This window comes from Halorubrum sp. JWXQ-INN 858 (assembly GCF_009806985.1).
Taxonomy (GTDB): Archaea; Halobacteriota; Halobacteria; order Halobacteriales; family Haloferacaceae; genus Halorubrum.
Map to the genome: position 1 here is coordinate 32,880 of NZ_WUAX01000004.1, position 17,882 is coordinate 50,761.

Below are 17,882 nucleotides of genomic sequence, written 5' to 3' on the forward strand. Positions count from 1 at the left end.
GATCCCGACGAGGGACACCCCTACAACGATATACTTCCGGGCGCTTTCGACGGATATGAGCCACGCTAGCGGATCGATCGTGGAGCGGTTCACGTCGGCGCTCGCCGACCTCGACGTGCCCGTCACGCGGACCACGCCGACCGACTGCGCCGCGACGATCGCGGGGATCGTCGCGGAGCCAGTCGTCGGCGTCGAGCTCCCGTTCGAGGGGGTCACGCTCCCGGGAGTCGTCGACACCGACCCGAGCCCGTCGTCGCTGGAGGCGGCACGCACCGGGGTCACGCCCGCGTCGTTCGGGATCGCCGACTACGGCAGCGTCGCGCTGACGGCCACCCCCGACGGGAGCGAGCCGGTGAGCCTGTTCGTCGACCGCCACGTGGCGGTGCTCCGCCGACGCGATCTCCTCCCGGACATGCCGACCGCCTTCGAGCGGCTCGGCCCCGCGCTGCGGGCGGGCGACAGCGTCGTGTTGGCGACGGGGCCGAGCGCGACGGCAGACATGGGCGAGCTCGTCCGCGGCGCACACGGACCGAAGGAGGTCCACGTCGTGCTCGTGGACGACGAGGGGGCGACCGATGAGTAGCTCGCGCGAGGAGCGGGCGGCACGCATCCGCCACCTGCTCGACACGGAGGGCTCCGCGGTCGGCGAGAACACCCGCGGGTTCAACCGGGGACGATACGACGCCGTCGCCGACCTCGAGGCGTACGAGTCGCTGAAGGATCGTGCCCGAGCGATCAAGGCGGACGCGATCGCGGACCTCCCCGCGCTCGTCGAATCCGTCACGGAGGCCGTGGAGTCGAACGGCGGGACCGTGTACCTCGCCGACGACGCCGACGACGCGAACCGGTACATCCGCGAGGTCGTCGCCGACCGTGACGCCGACCGGCTCGTCAAATCGAAGTCGATGACCAGCGAGGAGCTCGAGGTGAACGACGCGCTCGCGGCCGACGGCGTCGACGTCGTCGAAACGGACCTCGGCGAGTGGGTGTTACAGGTCGCCGACGAGGCGCCCTCCCACATCGTCGCGCCCGCGATCCACAAGTCCCGCGCCGACATCGCCCGCCTGTTCAACGAGCGCTTCGACCCCGACGAGCCGCTCGAGACCGCCGCCGAGCTGACCGCCTTCGCCCGGGAGCGGCTCGGCGAGCTGATCGCGGACGCCGACGTCGGGATGACCGGCGCGAACTTCATCACCGCCGACTCCGGGACGATCGTACTCGTCACGAGCGAGGGGAACGCCCGCAAGTCCGCGGTCGTGCCGGACACGCACGTCGCCGTCGCCGGCGTCGAGAAGATCGTCCCGTCCGTGGAGGACGTTTCGCCGTTCATCGAGCTCATCGGCCGGTCCGGCACCGGACAGGACATCACCTCCTACGTGTCGCTGCTGACGCCGCCGGTCGACTCGCCGGTCGTCGACGCCGGCGAGCCCGACGTCGCGCTCGCCGACCGCGACGACGACCGCGAGTTCCATCTCGTGTTGATCGACAACGGGCGGTTCGACCTCCGCGAGGACGACGAGCTCCGCGAGACCCTGTACTGTATCCGGTGTTCGGCGTGTGCGAACTCCTGTGCGAACTTCCAGGCGGTCGGCGGCCACGCCTTCGGCGGCGAGACGTACACCGGCGGGATCGCGACGGGCTGGGAGGCCGGCGTCCACGGCTACGACAGCGCCGCCGAGTTCAACGACCTCTGTACGGGCTGTTCCCGCTGTGTGAACCAGTGTCCCGTGGGGATCGACATCCCGTGGATAAACACGGTCGTCCGCGATCGGCTCAACCGCGCGGGCGACGACGGCCGGTTCGACGCCCTCTACGCGGAGCTCACCCCCGACGCGGAGCCGGGCGGGCTCGATCTGGGCAAGCGGCTGTTCGGGAACTACGGGACCCTCGCCCGCGTCGGGAGCGCGACCGCCCCCGTCTCGAACTGGGTCGCCTCGCTCCCGCCGACCCGCGCGCTGCTCGAACGGGTCGCCGGCGTCGACCGCCGCCGCGACCTCCCGACGTTCGAGCGGACGACGCTCCGCGACTGGTTCGCGGCGCGCGGGGGGTGTCGGGTGGACGAGGCGAGCGCGACCCGGTCGGCCGCCCTGTACGCCGACGTGTACACGAACCACGTCGACGTCGACCGTGGCCGGGCGGCGGTGCGAACCCTCGAAGCCCTCGACGTCCACGTCCGGCTGCCGTCGGTCCCCGAGAGCGGGCGTGCCCCGTTCTCGCAGGGAATGATCGCCACCGCGAAGGAAGCGGCCGAGGGCGTCCACGACGCGCTCCGTGCGGACCTCGAGGCCGGGCGCGACGTCGTCGTGATCGAGCCGTCCGATCTGGCGATGTTCCGCACGGAGTACGGGAAGCTGCTGCCGGCGGCGGACGCCGACGCGCTCGCCGCGGGGAGTTACGAGCTGTTCGAGTACGTCTACGGGCTCGCGGAGAACGGGGCCGACCTCGAGGTACTGACCGGCGGTCCCGAGCCGGTCGCCTATCACGCCCACTGTCAACAGCGGACCCTCGGGCTGGAGGCGTACACGACGGCGGTCCTCGACCGGCTCGGCTACGACGTCGTCGAGAGCGACGTCGAGTGCTGTGGGATGGCCGGGAGCTTCGGCTACAAGCGCGAGTACTACGAGTTGAGCATGGACGTCGGGAAACACCTCGGCGACCGGTTCGCGGCGGCCGACGCGCGCGACAGGACGGTCGTCGCGAGCGGCACCTCCTGTGGCGAGCAGCTCGACGACCTGCTCGACCGCGGGTCGCGACACCCCGTCGAACTCGTCGCCCCCGACCGCCGGAGCGAGAGGTAGGGTCCGCCGATCCGGGCGGCGGCCGAATCGACGGTCAGCCGGGGACGCGGACCACGACGCGACGCTCCACCGTCCCGTCCGGCGTCGTCGTTCGGACGTCGAACGCGGCGGCGAGCACGACCGGCTCGCCCGCCCGGTCCTGCACGACCACGCCCCCGTGAACGGTCGGCTCCGCGAAGTCGCCGGCGACGCCGGAGCGCCAGCGACCGTCCGTGACCCACTCCTCTGCGACCCCCGGAGCGTACGCGATCCGGGCGGCGGTGCCCTGCTCTATCCGTGCGGTCTCCAGACGGCCGAGGTCCGCGTCGACGTGGCTACGGAACGCGGCGGCCGCGGCCCCGTTTCCGCCGGGATCCGTCCCGTCGACGGCCGATCCGCCCTCGGAGACGGCTCGTTCGAGCGCGCGGTCGAGGTCCTCCCCGACCGCGGGGCCGGTGGGCTCGGCGGCGACGTCGCCGGCGTAGCCGAGCTGGAGGTACGCCAGGACGAGGGGGAACAGCGCCATGGCGATCGCCGCCGCCGCGACGAGGACGAGCTGTCCGCGGTCGCGACCGCCGACGAACGCGAGCCGGCGATCGGTCACGCGTACCACACCTCCACGGCGACCTCCCCGACGGGCGTCACGGCCGTTGCCCGCCCGACGGTGACGCCGCGCGGCGGGTCGACACCGACCGTCCCCGCGGGCGTCGTCACCCGGTACAGGAGGTTGTCCGGGAGGAGACCGTCGACGCGTCGGTCCAGGGCGGCGAGGTCGTCGTCGAACGCCGCCCGATCCCCCGTGTGGACGGCGGGGCCGTCGCCGCCGTCGGGCGGCTCGTTCGCGAGTATCGTCGACGCGTCCGTGGCGTACGTGTCGAGCTGTGCTTCCGTCGTTCCGGGATCCGGCAGGGCCAGGCCGAAGCTCGCCGCGACGGTCAAGACGAAGACGACGCCGACCGCGGCCTCGACGAGCGACAGTGAGAGCTGTCCACGGTCGTCCGGCGCCCGCGACCCGCGTCCGGGACGAAGCCGCTCAGTCATCGACGGTCACCGCCAGAACGCCGCGTTCGACCGCTTCCGCGTCCGCCTCGACGGTCACCCGGCCGCCGTCGCCGGCGGCGGTCACCGTGGACGGTCCGTAGCGGTCGGTGGCGACGCGGATCGGCTCGCCGCCTGAAGCCGGCTCGTGGGCGACGATTCGTCCGTCGACGCGGACGGCGTCGACCGCGCCGTCGACGTGGAGGACGATCGATCGAGTTCGGGACGGAACCGTGACCGAATCGTCGTCCCGGGTGCTCGTCGCGGCCCGCCAGGGCTCGGTCGACGCGAGGAGCACGAGCCGGCGAACCGTCGTTCCGCCGCCCGGGTCGCCCCGTTCGAGAACGACGACGCCGCCGACTCGGACCCTGACGTCGGCGTCCGCCACGGCGGGAACGAGAGATGCGAGGGAAGCGACCGACAGGTCGGCCGTGGCGTCGGCGTCGAGGACGTTCTGGCGGCGCGTGTGGGTCGCGTCCGCAGCGACGAGCCGGTCGGCCGCCGACACCGCGGTCGCGCGCTCGCCGGCGTCGCGCTCCGCCCCGAGGTACGCCCCCTCGGCCATGGCGATCGTCATCCCCGTCACCGCCGTGAGCACGACGAGCGCGACCGCGACGACCGGTAGGTTCGCCTGTGCCCTATCGATCGAGCACGAGGGCGGGTCGCGTGCGGTCATCGCCCGTCCACCAACCTGATGACGACCCCGTCCGCCCCCGACGCGGGTTCGATCACGACCGTCCCGTCGCCGCCCGTCACCGCCCCGTCGACGGCGACGACGTGAGGCGGGAGCGCGAGCGAACGCGACCCCTCGACCGAGGAGTGCGGGTGCCGGAGTTCGAGACGAGGCGGCTCGGACGCGGGGTCGACCGCCGCGATCCGATAGCCGTCGGACCGGATCGTCGTCGGGAGGTCGATCCGCCGCTCCGCGCGGACTCCGGTCGCGTTCGCGGGGACGGCGACCTCCACCTCGTTCGCCGCCTCGACGAGGGTCCGATCGCCGACCTCCGCCGCCGTGGCCGACCGGTAGTCGGGGACCACCCCCGCGTACAGCCCGGTCGTCAACACGCCGATGAACAGCACCACGACCGCCGCCTCGAGCGACTTGGCGACCATGGGCGTGCTCGCTCGGTTCGTCCGGGGGCGGGCTCGCGCCGCCGTTCGCCGAGGCCGTTCACCCATCGCGTCCCTCCACGGCGACGCGGTGGGCGACGACGTGTCCCCGACGGTCTCCCTCGAACGTGGCGACGACGCTCGCGTGCTCGTCCCCGTCGAACCGACCGGTGTAGACGGTCGCGCCCGTCTCCTCGAGGGATCGGACCCACGGGTCCGGCGTCGGCGTCTCGACGGCCACGCTCCACTCCCCGCGTTCGTCCTCGATCAGCCGGTCGTGATCGACCTCGGTTACGAGGGTCCCGGAGACCGCGCCCGAGCCGTCCATCGAGACCCCCTCGGCGCGGAGGTCGACGACGCCGATCACGACCACGTCGTCGGACGCCGAAACGGGCGGATGACTCGCCATCGACCGGCTCCCCGCGTGGTCCCGGACGACGCCGCCGCCGACCGCTGTGACGCCGTAGTCGCCCCGCTCGTAGACGACGGCGTCGCTCTCGCGGCTCGCGACGAGTTCGCCGTCGCGGAAGACGCGCACCGTCCGCCGTTCCGTACGGATCGCACCCTCCGCGAACGTCACCCGCGCCGTTCCGCTGCCGGTCGACTCGATCGGGTCTATCGCGTCGTCGAGGTCCGTCGCGACGCGCTCGACGTCTCCCGCCGCCGCGTGGCTGTCGACGACCGTCCCGACGGTCGCCGTGAGCGCGCCGAGACTCACCATCGTCAGCCCGATCAACAGGGCGACGCCGATGACGTTCGACTGGGCACGGCCGTCGACGGCTATCGAGACGGACCGACCGTCGGTCCGGGCGATCTCGCCAGTCCCGACGGAGACCGCCGCGATCGCGTTCATATCATCCCTCCGCCCGCGAAGACGAGGTAACAGGCCCCGACCAACAGCCCGGAGTGTAACAGCGCCTCGTAGGGGCCACGGGAGGCCGCTCCCGCGAACCAGCCGGACGCGAGCATCGTCGCCTGGGTCACGACGTAGAACCGGAACCGCTCTCGATCCGGCTGGACGGCGTCGGGGTCGAGCGCGAAGCCGGACGTCCCGGACAGCTCGGAGAGCTGGGCGAACCCGTCGATCACCTGCGTGTTGACGGCGACGACGATCCCGACGACGAGCAGGGCCGTCGTCCAGCCGACCGCGACGTAAACGAGCATCGCGGAGCGGAGCGCCTGCTTCTCGTGGTACAGCCGGCCGATCTCCGCCTGTAGCGTCTCGAACACCGCTTCGGCGTCGCTGCCGGCGTTGAGCGCGCCCGACACCAGCCCGACGGTCTGTCCGGCCAGCGGCGTCCCGACGCGATCGACGAACCGGTCCAACGCCGCGGTCCGGAGGTCCGCCTCGGGAGCGACGTCGCTCGGGTCAGCGGACGCCTGTTCGGACCGTCCCGGGCGGCCGGCGGCGAGGTCGCTGTCCGCCCGCGGCCCCGCGGCGGTCGTCAGCGAGAGGTTGAACGCGAGGTCCGCGACGTCCGCGTTCAGCGCGCCGAGGTCGACGTCGCGGGCGACGACCGCGACCGCCTCGGGGAACGGACGGCCGAGGGAGACGTGTCCGGAGACCGCGTGGACGAAGTCCTTCATCTCGCGGTCCTTCGCGTCGTCGACCCGCGCCCGGCGGACGGAAACGACCCCGACGGGGACGGCGAACGCGACGTACGCGAACAGCCCGGCGTTGACCGGCGTCGCTCCCGCGAGGGCCGCGGCCGCGCCGACGCCGATCGCCGGTCCCGCGACCGCGAGCGCCGCGGCCGGCGGGGTGTGTGGGACCGCGGCGAGGACGCCGACCGGCGTGTCGGCCAGCTCGTAGCTCGTCCGTTGGTCGGCCGGCCGGAGGCTCTCGACGGTCGCCGCGCCGGCGAGCCCGACGACGAGGACGAACGCCGCGGAGCCGTAGACGACGATCGATCGGGCCGGGACGTGCCCGATCGGGGTCCAGACCGGTCGCGACAGCCCCGGCGCGAGCACGCTCATCACGGTCAACACGATGACCAACAGCGCCGGCAACACGAGCACGACGATGAAGAGCTCCGCGAGCAGTTCGAGGTACCCCTCCGCGCGCTTCCTGGCGCGGTCCTGTCTGTGTCTGAGCATCCGGCTCTCCATCCGGAGGTAGTTCGCCAACGCGTCGCCGCCCTGGTTGGCGTGTTCGCGAAACTTCAACAGGAACGGCGCGAGCAGGTCCCGCGAGGGGGTGTCCCGGGCCACGCGGCGGAGCCCCTCGTCGAGGCTCCCCGTGAGGCGTGTCGTGTTACACACCTTCCGGAGCGACACGGCGGTCGCCCCGTACGCGTCGCTTCGTGCCGCCTTCGCGACCATGGCTCGGGCGTCGTCGCTGCCGGACGAGAGCGCGTTGAGGTACCGGACCGCCCCGGGGAGCGTGCGCTCGATGTCCGTTCGGCGCGCGGACGAGAGCCACCGCAGGTAGAGCCCGCTCGATCGGACCGTCGCCCGTTTGGCGGCGACGCCGGCGACGCCGGCGACGACCGCGGCGGCCCACGGTGCGGGGACGTCGCCGACCCCGATCGGGACGGCCGACGGCGGGGGCGCGGTCGCGTCGTGGACCGCGGCGAGCACGCCGGGCGCGACCGCCGAGGCCACGAGCAGCGTCGGGACCAGCGTGAGGAGACACGCCGCCCACGAGAGCCCGTACGTGCGGGACAAGAAGACGTCGAAGCTCGTCCGGAGGTTCGTTCCGCGGTACCGTTTCCGGTCGACCGCGTGGCGGCGTTCGTCGGCGTGGCGGGCGAACAGCGCGTACAGCCCGCGGTCGATCACCGACAGCCGGGACCCGCTGCCCGACCCGACCGCGCCGGAGGAACGACCGGCCTCGACGGTCGCGGTCGTGCCTCCGTCGTCGGTCATTGACGGCCCCCACGGTCCATCGTCCGCGCCGCGCGCTCGACGGTCGCCGCCTCGTCGGTCCGGAGGTCAGCGAGGAACTCGAAGAGGTCGTCGAAGTCGTCGACCGCGTCGCGGACGAGGTACTGGACGTACCGGTGTTTCCTGGCGAACTCCGCCTCGACCGCGTCGACGTCGCGGTCGGTTCGGTCCGCGAGCCGGGAGAACGCGTGTAGTCGGCGGTCCGGGCCGGTCGACGCCGATCCCGTGGCGGCCGGTCCCGCCGACTCGTCGGACGGGTCGCCGGCGAGACGGAAGCGTCCCTCCGTGTCACGCCACGCGACCGTGTTGTAGTGGACGGTCGTCTCCCCCTTCTCGACGACGCCGGCACCCCCGTGTCTCGGGTTCCCCGTCGGGCTCCGTTTCGCCTCCGAGGAGAGCCCCTCGTACTCGCTCGCCGAGAGGAGTTCGACCACCTGTGCCACGTAGCGGTCGCCGCCGACGCGGTGCGGGAACACCACGAGGTCGAGCTCCCGCAGGAGGTACGCCGGGAGCCCCTGTTCGATAACGCGGTTGACCAACGTCTCGACGTTCTCCGCGTGCGTCGTGCCGACGACCCCGTGACCGGTGTTCAACGTCTGTGCGAACGTCTCGAAGCTCGCCGGCGTGTTGATCTCCGCGATCACCTCGACGTCCGGGTTGAGGTAGTTCGTCTCCGTCATCAGCTCCGCCATGGTCACCGCCTTGTACGCGTTCTCGTGATCGCGGGTGGTGAGCGACACGCCCGTTTCGTGGGGGAGCCGCACCTCCCGTGACCCCTCGTCGATCGATATCGGGCGGTCGTCGAAGGGGATAAACGGCATGTGGGCGTTCATCAACGTCGTCTTCCCGACCCCCGTCGGCCCCGAGAAGAGGACGACGCCGTGGTGTTCATACAGCATCCACAACAGCGTGACGAGCTCGGTCGACAGCGCGTCCCGCTCGATCAGGTCGACGGGCGTCATGACGTCGGGGGCCTGCTTGCGGATGGAGACGTGCGGACCGTCCTCGGAGATGACGGGGAGCGCGACGGCACACCGGATCGTCTCCGCGACGCCGTCGAGGTCGAGGTTCACCTTGGCGGACGGCGTCGAGGCGTTGAGTTCGGTGCCGTCGCGCGCCGCCAGCTGAGTCACCACGTTGACGAACCCCGTCTCGTCGTCGAACGCGAGGTTCGTCGGGACCCGGTCGTCGGTTCCGGGGAGTCCGCCGGCGGGGCCGGCCTCGTCGGTCGTCCCCGCCGGTTCGCGGATCGACGCGCGTGGAACGACCTTCACCCGCTCGCCGACGCGATTGGCCTCGACGTCCTCCAGGTTCGGGTCGCGGACGGGGATCGAGAGGATCCCCTCGCCCACCAGATCACGCAGCACGTAGTAGACGAGGTCGTCGAGCCGGTCGTGGGCGTATCGGGAGTCGACGGGCGGCACCGCGAGGTCGTACTCCGCGAGCGCGGCCCGCGCACGGAAACGGGTGGCGTCGAGCCACGCCCGCGTGTTTCGGGCCGTGAGCCGACGCGAGAGGAACCGGCGCGCCCGTTCGGCCACGAACGCCTCGCGGTCCTCGACGACGCCGTCGACCGTCGTCTCCCAGATCCGTTCTTTACACTCGCGGATCAGCGCCTCGTCGTCGGGGAGCAGGTCCGGTTCGAGGACGGCGTACTTCGTCGTGAACTGATCGGAGCCGAGCAGCCGGTCGCGATAGACGACGACCCCGACGTCGAAGCCGGCGAACGCGACGGTGTACTGGTGGAGCCGCTCGGCGGCGACGCGCTCGACGTAGGCGGCGTCCGGGTCGATCCCCGTCTCGAGGGGCGCGAACGACTCGGTGTGAACGATCAGCTCCTCGGCGTCGCCGACGTCGGCGACCTCGATCCGGTCGTCGAGCGCGACCGGAGTGAGGTCGTTCAACAGGCGGAGCTCGCTCAGGGCGTGATAGCTGAGGCGGCGGCGCGCGGCCGCGCTCGTGTCGAGCAGGCGATCGAGCGCGCGCTCGTACTTCGGCTCGAACCCGGCCTCCGCGCGCTCGACGACCCCGGCCCGCGTCAGCGGACGGCGGTGACGGACCGCCGAGAAGTGCGTTCTGACGGCGTCCAGCGAGCGCTCGTCGGCTCGCGACAGCGGCGGCTCGCGGACGTCGTAGGCGAACCGTCCGTCGTCGTACTCGGTCACCGTGGCGACGACGCCGGGCGCGGGCGCGTACTGCGCCCGAACCGCCGGCGCGTACCACGCTTCCGGGTCGTCCGGCGGAACCGGTGCCGGAACCCGCCCGTCGCGATCGCTCGATCCGTCCCCGATCTGCAGCGTTGGTCCATTCGTCACGTCGACTCACTCGTCGTCGATCCGGGGTGGCTCCCGATCGGGTTTAAACCTTTATTTCTATCAGTAATTAGTTTCAAAATTCGTAAACCAACGGGGAGCGCGAGGGATTCCCGAGACCCCTCCGGCGGTCTCAGTATTGAGAACTCCGGCGATGCGTTTAGGCGTCCGGCCGATGGAGCGACGGTATGAACGGTTCCGAGGCGTCGTGGTCCGAAGGGGCGGCGGCCGAGGTCGTCGAGGAGTTCCTCGATCGGGGCCTCCTGTCGGCGGCGACGGAGCGCCGGGTGCGCGCCCTGCGGAGCCGGGGCGACGACGTGGCGGCGTTAGAGGAGGTCCTCAAGGACTGATCCCCGCAGCGGTCGCGGCGCGGTCCGATCACTCCTCTTCGATCAGTTCCTGGAACCCCTCGTTGACCTCCGAAACCATCGCCGACTGCTCTTCGACCGCGGCGCTGATGTTGTCCGTCTCGTCGCTTATCTCCTCGGCGTTGGACGCCGTCCGGTCGACCATCGAGGCGATCTCCTCGGTGCTGGCCGCCTGCTCGTCGGTCGCGTGTGCGACCTCGTCGATCCCGATGTTGAGCTCCTCGATCGAGCCGTCGATGTCCTCGAACAGCGAGAGCGTGGACTGGACCTCGCTGATCCCGTTCTGAACGGCCTGCTCGTTGTCCTCGAGCCCGTCGACGGCCCGTTTGGTGTCGTGTTGGATCCCGTCGACGAGCTCCTCGATGTCGTTCGCGCGCCGCTGGGACTTCTCGGCCAGCGACTTGATCTCCTCGGCGACGACCGCGAAGCCGGCCCCGGCGTCGCCGGCCCGCGCGGCTTCGATCGAGGCGTTGAGCGCGAGCAGGTTGGTCTGGTCGGCGATGTCGTTGATGACGGCGACCATCTCGTCGATCTCCTCGACGCTGTCTTCGATCCGATGGACCCGCTCGTTCACCTCCGTCGAGGACTCGTCGACCCGCGTCATCGCCGTTCGGGTGTCGCGGGCGGCGGAGCGCCCCCGCGTGGCGAGCTCGCTCACCTGGTCGCCCTCGCTCGCGACCTCCTCGGCCGACGAGGCGATCTCCTCGACGGCCGCGCTCATGTCGGACACCTCGCTGCGGACCTCGGACATGCCGTCCGCCTGCTCGCGTGACAGCGCGGAGATCTCCTCGGTTCGGACCGCGATGTCCTCCGAGGCGTCCTGAAGCTCGACGAGCGCGTGCGCCGCCTCCTCGACCTCCCGTGTTTCGTGTTCCTCGGCGATCTCCGTCGTGTGTTCGGTGGACTCCGTCGTAGCCATTACGGCTCTAAGCGTCGGCCGTCCGCCACTTAGACGTTCGCGTCCGATCGACGCGTTTGATAATTAGAACCGTCGGCCGGCGCTAGCTGGTACTCCCGAGCGTGCAACTGGTACTCCCGAGCGTACTACTGGAACTCCTGAGCGTACAGGTCCTGTGCGTGCTCGATCGCGTCCTTCGCGGTCGCTTTGTCCTCCCAGCCGAGCGTTTCGACCTCCTTGCCCGCTTCGAGGTTCTTGTACGTCGAGAAGAACTCGTCTATCTCGTCGCGGATCTGCTGGGGGATGTCCTCGAGGTCCTCGATGTGGTCGAATCGCGGGTCCTCCGTGGGCACCGCGATCACCTTGTCGTCCTGCTCGCCGTCGTCGTCCATCCGCATCAGGGCGACGGGGCGGGCCTCGATGATGCATCCGGGGAACGTCTGGTCCTCGACGAGCACCATCACGTCGAAGGGGTCGCCGTCGTCGTAGTACGACTGCGGGATAAAGCCGTAGTCGTACGGGTAGTGAACGTTCGAGTGGAGCACACGGTCGAGGACGACCGCGGGGATGTCCTTGTCGTACTCGTACTTGTTTCGCTCGCCCTTCAGACACTCCACGACTGCGTAGATCTCGTCGGGCGCGTTCGGTCCCGTTTCGAGGTCCTCCCAGAGGTTCGCCATGTGGTACGGAGTCGGTCCAAGCGCATCAAAGTCCTTTCGGGTCCCGATCGCGGGGGTTCGAGCGACCCTGGCCCCGATCGCGGGGGTTCGAGCGACCCTGGCCCCGATCGCGGGGGTTCGAGCGTCTTCGGCCCGGTCGCGAGGGTTCGAGCGTCGGACCACGGGACGACGCGGACTCACCCGACCGACGGGAAAACGGATCCTCGATGGGAGGGCCGTTCACGTCGCCGATCCGTCGAAACGACGACCGGATCCGCGACGGATCGGCAGCCGCCGACGCGGTGTGATACAACCCAGTTGTGACACCGACACCCATCGTTCCGCCCCCGAGGAAGGCGAAAAGCGCCCATTGAAGGACTCGAAGCGTCGAAATCCTTGAGAAAGGTTATATGCCCGGGTGACATTTCGATAGCCATGTCAGAGGCACAATCTGTCACCGAGGTGTCGACGGCTGCACGCGACCTCACGGCGTTCCAGCAGAACATCCTCACGATCCTTGCCGAGAAGCCGCGCTACGGGCTCGCTGTCAAGCGCGAACTCGAAGCGTACTACGACTCGGAAGTGAACCACGGGCGCCTCTACCCGAACCTCGACGACCTCGTCGAGATGGGGTTCGTCGAGAAGAGCGAGCTCGACAAGCGGACGAACCAGTACGAGCTCACCGCCGACGGCCACGACGCCGTCCTCGGCCAGATAGAGTGGGTCCTCGAACGGTTCGTCACCGACGAGGAGCGCGTGGACGAGATCCGCGCGATCCTCGCCGACCAGGCGTAACCGACTCCATCGACACCACCGGCGCATCGAGCGGCAACCGATCGAAAAACGGTTCTGTCACACGGCGCGGCTCACGCCGCGCGACTCCGACCTCCGAGCGACGCGGCTACGGCTCCGGATCCGGGACGTCAGCAGCGACCTCCGCGACGAGCGCGAGCGAGTCCGCCAGGACGGCCCGCTGGTCGTCGCTCGGCCACGCGTTCCGCGGGAAGTACTCCTCGCGGAACTCCGCCCGCACCTCGGGGAGCGCGTCGTCGACCGGCCGGACGTAGTGGTTGCTCATGAACGTCGCGAACGCCCGGGCGTTCGCGACGTGCGCCTCGTCGGCGACCGCGTCGGCGACCGCGTCGACGACCGTGTCGTTGTACGCCGCGACCGCCCGATAGCGGTCGCTCTCGCCGGGCCCGGACAGCGACACCTCGACCGCGCGGTCGGTGTCCTCGATCCGGTCGAACCGAACGGTCCCGTCCGCGACCCACTCGTCCGGGTACAACACGAGCGTGTCGTCCGCCTCGCGGACCCGGGTGGTGTAGGCGTGGTCGGCGACGAGCCCGTCGCGACGGTCGCGATAGGACGTCGCCGCGTCCGGGTCGGTCGCCTCCCGCGCGAGCCGGGTGAGCCGTTCCGCCTCGTCGACGACCCCGACTGGGACGTCCGGAACCCGGTCGTCGCTCGATCCGCCCTCCGGCTGCGCGTCGGTGTCCGTCGGTGCTCCCCCGGCGCCCGCCGGCTCCTCGTCGGAGCCGTCGTCACCGGCGGTGTCGCTGCCCGCGGTCATCCCGTCGGCCAGTTCGCGTGCCCGTCGTTTCGCCCATTCGGGCGGCTCGTCGTTAGTGCCGGTCATCGAATGCCTCGTTCGCCAGATCGTCGGCGCGTGCGTTTATCTCCCGCGGAACGTGCGCGATCGACCACCGGTCGAACCGCGTCAACAGCTCCCGGACACGGACCCGGCTCTCGCGGAGGTCGGGGTCGTTCGTGTTCCACTCGCCCCGGACCTGCTTGACGATCAGCTCGGAGTCGCCGCGGACGTCGATCTCGTCGAAGCCGTACTCGTCGGCCGCCTCCAGCGCGCGTATCAGCGCCGCGTACTCCGCGCGGTTGTTCGTCATCGTCCCGACCCGCTCGCCGCCCTCGGCGACGATCCCGTCGCTGGTGACGAGACACCAGCCGACCCCGGCCGGTCCCGGGTTGCCGCGGCTGGCCCCGTCGAAGTAGACGTGGGCGCGGCCACCGCCCTCGCGGATGAGGTTGGTGATCCGGGTCGGGTCGGTCCCCTGAACGACCACCTTGTCGGCGTAGGCGACCGCGACCGCGCCCTCCCGTGCGGCACGCCATCGCTCGTGGTCGGTGTTACCCGGCTCGATCCGGACGCCCGCCGCCTCCAGCCGCGAGCGCGCGGCCGCCGGGTCACAGTCGATCGTCGGCATTCCGTGAGGGTCCGCGCCGCCGCTTCAAAGGGTTGTCCGTCCCGGCGGACGACGGGGAGCGACCGATCGGAACGTGATGACCTCGTAGCTGCCGTCGACGAGGCAGCGGCTCCGGAGACACTCGGAACCGGAGCAAGCCGCGATGGGCCTTGCCGGATTTGAACCGGCGATCACTCCGTTATGAGCGGAGGGCTTTAAGCCAGACTAAGCTAAAGGCCCGTGGTCCGGCGTATACAGGGGACGCTCTTTAGCGTACCGACTCGTCACGATCCGCCGCGTTCGGGCCGTCGAAGTCGGGGGGTTTCGGCGGGGAGCACACCGACTGCAGCGACGCTCACGGGTGGAGAAACGGGTGGACGCCGAAGCCAGGACTCGAACCTGGGACCGCCTCGTTAACAGCGAGGCGCTCTACCAACTGAGCTACTTCGGCTCGCATCCCTTCGTACTCCGCTCGTTTTGATAGGGCTTTCGTTTCCGACCGCCCCGGGCGGGACGGCGCGGGCGACGACCCCCCGACCGACACGTTTTCGGCCGGACCGCGAGAACCCCGCGCCATGAGCGAACTCGACGCGGTCCTGGCGCGCGTCCGCGAGCGCGTCGTTCCCGAACCCGCGGAGCGCGAGCGGCTGGCGACGACCGCCGCCGCGCTCGCGGAGCGGGCCCGCGGGGCGATCGCCGACCTCCCGATCGACGCCGACGTGGTGCAGGTCGGGTCGACCGCGCGAGCGACGTGGGTCGCCGGCGATCGCGACATCGACCTGTTCGTCCGGTTCCCGCCGGACCTCGACCGCGAGGAGCTGGAGTCGTACGGGCTCACGGTCGGTCACGCCGTGCTCCCGGACGGCCACGAGGAGTACGCCGAACACCCCTACGTGAAAGGCGAGTACGGGGGGTTCGACGTCGACCTAGTGCCCTGTTACGACGTCGCGGACGCGACGGCGCTGGTGTCGGCCGTCGACCGCACCCCGTTCCACGACGCGTACCTCACGGAGCGGCTCGACGACGACCTCGCCGACGACGTCGTGCTCGCGAAGGCGTTCCTGAAGGGGATCGGCGCGTACGGCAGCGACCTCCGCACGGAGGGGTTCTCCGGATACCTCACCGAGCTGCTCGTCGTCGAGCTCGGCGGGTTCGTCCCGCTCGTCGAATCCGCGCGGAGCTGGCACCCGCCGGTGGAGTTCGATCCGGAGGGTCACGCCGAGCGGACGTTCGACGACCCGCTCGTGGTGGTCGACCCGACGGATCCGACCCGGAACGTCGCCGCGGTCCTCTCCGCGGCGAACCTCGCCCGGCTCCAACACTACGCCCGCGACTTCCTCGACCGGCCGCGCGACTCCCTGTTCGTCGCGGAGCCTCCCGAACCGCTCGACTCCGGCGAGGTCCGCGACCACCTCGACCGGCGCGGGGCGACCCCGGTCGCCGTCGTCTTCGACGCGCCGGACCTGGTCGACGACCAGCTGTGGCCACAGCTCCGACGGTCGCTCGACGGCGTCGTCCGCGGGTTGAGCGACCACGGCTTCGACGTCCTCCGCGCACAGGCGATGGTGAGCGGCGAGAACGGGAACGCCGCCGGCGACGGCGACGACCGCGAAGCCGACGGGAATGCCGGCGGCGGGGGGAACGACCGCGGAGGTTCCAACCGGCCGGTGGACTCCCCCGGGCGCGCGGCGCTGTACGCCGAGCTGGAGGTCACGGAACGCCCGCGCGTCGAGCGACACGAGGGTCCGCCGGTCGCCGTCCGCAAGCACGCGGAGGGGTTCTATCGGACGTACGCCGACGACGTCGACCCGGACACGTACGGCCCGTACATCGACGGCGATCGCTACGTCGTCGAGCGCGAGCGGGAGTTCACGACGGTCCGGGAGTACCTCGAGGACGAGGCGGCCAGCGACGTCGCGCTCGGGGCGCAGGTCGAACGCGAGTTCGGCGACCGGGAGGTGCTCGTCGGTGACGCCGTCACGACGCTCGTTGACGGGTTCGGACGAGCGTTACGCGAGTTCTACGAGCCGTACCCGTGATGTCCCGCGCCTGAAGGAGCGGGGCCCCTCAGAGGTCGAGCTCGGCGCGGAGGTCCTCGACGAGCGTTTCCGTGGCCCCGTTCGGGTCGTCGTCGGGGTCGACGGGCCGTCTGCCGTCGTACGTCTCGTGGACCATGGCGACCCCTTCCGCGAGCGTTTCGAGCCCGTACCCGCCCTCGAGTACGTACGCGACGGGGGCGTCGGCGTCGTCCGCGATCGACCGGACGCGGTCGGTCATCAACGCGTACCCCTCCGAGGAGACCCGCATCCGCGAGATCGGGTCGTGGCGGTGTGCGTCGAAGCCGGCGGAGACGATCACGAGGTCGGGGTCGAACCGGGCCAGCGCGGGCGCGAGCGCGCGGTCGATGACGTGGAGGTAGTCGGCGTCGCTCGCGCCCGCCGCCAACGGGGCGTTCAGCGTGGTCGACTCGCCGTCGCCGGTGCCGGTCTCCGAGAGGGCACCGGTGTCCGGGTAGAGCCCGTCCTCGTGGATCGACGCGTAGAACACGTCGCCGCGGTCGTAGAACACGTCCTGCGTGCCGTTGCCGTGGTGGACGTCCCAGTCGAACACCGCGACGCGATCGGCGAGGCCCGCGTCGAGGACGGTCTGGGCGGCGACCGCCGCGTTGTTGAAGAAACAAAAGCCCATGGCGTCGTCGGGGACCGCGTGATGGCCCGGCGGCCGCCCGAGCGCGAACGGGGTCCCGCGGCCGTTCGACCCGTTGAGCGCGGTCGTCGCGGCCCACTGGGAGAGGCCGGCGGAGGCGAGCGCGGCGTCCCACGTCGCCTCACAGGCGACCGTGTCGGGGTCCCAGTTACCGCCGCCGTCGTCACAGAACGCCTCGAACTCGTCGACGTAGCCGTCGTCGTGGACGGCGGTCACGTCAGCGCGGCTGGCGGGGTCCGCCTCGACGTACTCGACGCCGTGACGCTTCGCGAGCCCACGGCGGATCGCCCGGAGCCGGTCCGCCGTCTCCGGGTGGCGCTCGCCCGTGTCGTGTGCGAGGCACTGCTCGCTGTAGCCGAAGCGCATCTACTCGAACAGCGCGAAGTACGTCTCGATGTCCTCGGACTGTATCGTCCGCCGGTCGGCGTGCCGGGCGAGCGTCGCGGCCGCGCTCGCGACGTTGTCGGCGTAGTCCTCGAGGATGTCGGCCAAGGCGATCCGGGCGTCGACGCCGACGCGATACCGGTCGTCGATCCGGAGCCGCGCGATCCGGTCGACCGGCGCGACCGGCAGCGTCAGATCCTCGCGAGGGATCACCTGCTCGACGCCGAAGTCCGACGCCATCAGCGTCTTCCGCCCGTCCGTGGTCGCCCGTTTCGCGGCGTCGATCGCCAGCTCCGCGCCGTGTGACTGGATCCGACGGGCCAGCTCCTCGGCGGCGTCGGCGCTCACTCGGAGCTCGCCCGCGTTCCGCCGAATGATCTGGTCGACCGGCGCGAAGGGCAACTCGACACTCATACACACACTCGCGTCCGTCCACCGTATAACGCTTTCCGTTAGCGGCGTTTCCGCGCACGAGCGGGGGCGTCGTCGGCACTCAACCGCTCGTTTGGCGCGGGAGGGGCGGGACACCGGCACCACGGAAGG

At 70.8% G+C, this 17,882-nt stretch carries 18 protein-coding genes and 2 tRNA genes; 5 read left to right on the forward strand and 15 right to left on the reverse strand.

What is annotated here, in order from left to right; genetic code table 11:
* Positions 1–55: 55 nt before the first annotated feature.
* Positions 56–583, forward strand: coding sequence for an LUD domain-containing protein (locus GRS48_RS00985; protein WP_159483080.1), 528 nt, complete (start codon positions 56–58; stop codon positions 581–583).
* A complete protein-coding gene (locus tag GRS48_RS00990; RefSeq protein WP_159483081.1) occupies positions 576–2,798 on the forward strand; it encodes an LUD domain-containing protein in 2,223 nt (740 codons plus the stop codon). Before GRS48_RS00985 ends, GRS48_RS00990 begins: the two co-directional genes overlap by 8 nt.
* Positions 2,799–2,832: 34 nt before the next feature.
* Here GRS48_RS00990 and GRS48_RS00995 read toward each other — a convergent pair whose 3' ends face one another.
* From GRS48_RS00995 to GRS48_RS01025, 7 genes are read right to left on the reverse strand one after another with little or no spacing between them, the layout of a single operon-like run.
* Positions 2,833–3,381, reverse strand: coding sequence for a hypothetical protein (locus tag GRS48_RS00995; protein ID WP_159483082.1), 549 nt, complete (start codon positions 3,379–3,381; stop codon positions 2,833–2,835).
* Positions 3,378–3,818: a hypothetical protein gene (locus GRS48_RS01000; protein WP_159483083.1), complete on the reverse strand. Its 441-nt coding sequence runs from the start codon at positions 3,816–3,818 to the stop codon at positions 3,378–3,380. The genes GRS48_RS00995 and GRS48_RS01000 overlap by 4 nt, the downstream gene beginning before the upstream one ends.
* Positions 3,811–4,491, reverse strand: coding sequence for a hypothetical protein (locus GRS48_RS01005; RefSeq protein ID WP_159483084.1), 681 nt, complete (start codon positions 4,489–4,491; stop codon positions 3,811–3,813). Before GRS48_RS01005 ends, GRS48_RS01000 begins: the two co-directional genes overlap by 8 nt.
* On the reverse strand, positions 4,488–4,928 hold the full coding sequence (locus tag GRS48_RS01010) for a hypothetical protein (RefSeq protein ID WP_159483085.1): 441 nt from the start codon (positions 4,926–4,928) through the stop codon (positions 4,488–4,490). The genes GRS48_RS01005 and GRS48_RS01010 overlap by 4 nt, the downstream gene beginning before the upstream one ends.
* A gap of 58 nt (positions 4,929–4,986) precedes the next feature.
* Positions 4,987–5,778, reverse strand: a complete 792-nt coding sequence (locus GRS48_RS01015) for a type IV pilin (protein WP_159483086.1) — start codon at positions 5,776–5,778, stop codon at positions 4,987–4,989.
* The gene (locus GRS48_RS01020) at positions 5,775–7,793 is read right to left on the reverse strand and encodes a type II secretion system F family protein (protein ID WP_159483087.1); all 2,019 of its coding nucleotides are present in this window, start codon (positions 7,791–7,793) and stop codon (positions 5,775–5,777) included. Before GRS48_RS01020 ends, GRS48_RS01015 begins: the two co-directional genes overlap by 4 nt.
* Entirely contained in the window at positions 7,790–10,126 is a 2,337-nt protein-coding gene (locus GRS48_RS01025; RefSeq protein ID WP_321168226.1) for a type II/IV secretion system ATPase subunit, read from the reverse strand. The genes GRS48_RS01020 and GRS48_RS01025 overlap by 4 nt, the downstream gene beginning before the upstream one ends.
* Positions 10,127–10,311: 185 nt before the next feature.
* On the opposite strand from GRS48_RS01025, the gene GRS48_RS01030 reads away from it, so the two are divergent.
* Positions 10,312–10,473: a hypothetical protein gene (locus GRS48_RS01030; RefSeq protein WP_159483088.1), complete on the forward strand. Its 162-nt coding sequence runs from the start codon at positions 10,312–10,314 to the stop codon at positions 10,471–10,473.
* A 28-nt stretch (positions 10,474–10,501) separates the two neighbouring features.
* Here GRS48_RS01030 and GRS48_RS01035 read toward each other — a convergent pair whose 3' ends face one another.
* Both GRS48_RS01035 and GRS48_RS01040 read right to left on the reverse strand, forming a co-directional pair.
* Positions 10,502–11,410 carry a methyl-accepting chemotaxis protein gene (locus tag GRS48_RS01035; protein ID WP_159483089.1) on the reverse strand — a complete coding sequence of 303 codons (909 nt, stop codon included), beginning with the start codon at positions 11,408–11,410 and terminating at the stop codon, positions 10,502–10,504.
* 125 nt (positions 11,411–11,535) lie between these two features.
* Complete coding sequence (locus GRS48_RS01040; RefSeq protein WP_159483090.1) at positions 11,536–12,069, reverse strand: inorganic diphosphatase; 534 nt, start codon at positions 12,067–12,069, stop codon at positions 11,536–11,538.
* Positions 12,070–12,483: 414 nt separating this feature from the next.
* Between GRS48_RS01040 and GRS48_RS01045 the strand changes: the two genes are divergently transcribed.
* Positions 12,484–12,843, forward strand: coding sequence for a PadR family transcriptional regulator (locus GRS48_RS01045; protein WP_159483091.1), 360 nt, complete (start codon positions 12,484–12,486; stop codon positions 12,841–12,843).
* A gap of 106 nt (positions 12,844–12,949) precedes the next feature.
* Here the strand turns inward: GRS48_RS01045 and GRS48_RS01050 are convergent, their stop codons facing one another.
* From GRS48_RS01050 to GRS48_RS01065, 4 genes are all read right to left on the reverse strand, one after another.
* Positions 12,950–13,687 (reverse strand): hypothetical protein, encoded by a 738-nt coding sequence (locus tag GRS48_RS01050; protein WP_159483092.1) that lies wholly within the window; start codon positions 13,685–13,687, stop codon positions 12,950–12,952.
* A complete protein-coding gene (rnhA, locus tag GRS48_RS01055; protein WP_159483093.1) occupies positions 13,674–14,270 on the reverse strand; it encodes a ribonuclease HI in 597 nt (198 codons plus the stop codon). Before rnhA ends, GRS48_RS01050 begins: the two co-directional genes overlap by 14 nt.
* Positions 14,271–14,413: 143 nt before the next feature.
* Positions 14,414–14,489: transfer RNA gene (locus GRS48_RS01060), tRNA-Ile, on the reverse strand.
* 138 nt (positions 14,490–14,627) lie between these two features.
* Positions 14,628–14,700 (reverse strand) — tRNA-Asn (locus GRS48_RS01065).
* Positions 14,701–14,824: 124 nt separating this feature from the next.
* Between GRS48_RS01065 and cca the strand changes: the two genes are divergently transcribed.
* Positions 14,825–16,288 (forward strand): CCA tRNA nucleotidyltransferase, encoded by a 1,464-nt coding sequence (gene cca, locus GRS48_RS01070; RefSeq protein ID WP_159483094.1) that lies wholly within the window; start codon positions 14,825–14,827, stop codon positions 16,286–16,288.
* A 28-nt stretch (positions 16,289–16,316) separates the two neighbouring features.
* On the opposite strand, the gene GRS48_RS01075 is transcribed toward cca, so the two are convergent.
* Together GRS48_RS01075 and GRS48_RS01080 are read right to left on the reverse strand one after the other, a co-directional pair.
* Positions 16,317–17,321 carry a histone deacetylase gene (locus GRS48_RS01075; protein ID WP_159483095.1) on the reverse strand — a complete coding sequence of 335 codons (1,005 nt, stop codon included), beginning with the start codon at positions 17,319–17,321 and terminating at the stop codon, positions 16,317–16,319.
* On the reverse strand, positions 17,322–17,753 hold the full coding sequence (locus tag GRS48_RS01080) for a histone (RefSeq protein ID WP_159483096.1): 432 nt from the start codon (positions 17,751–17,753) through the stop codon (positions 17,322–17,324).
* Positions 17,754–17,882: the final 129 nt, after the last annotated feature.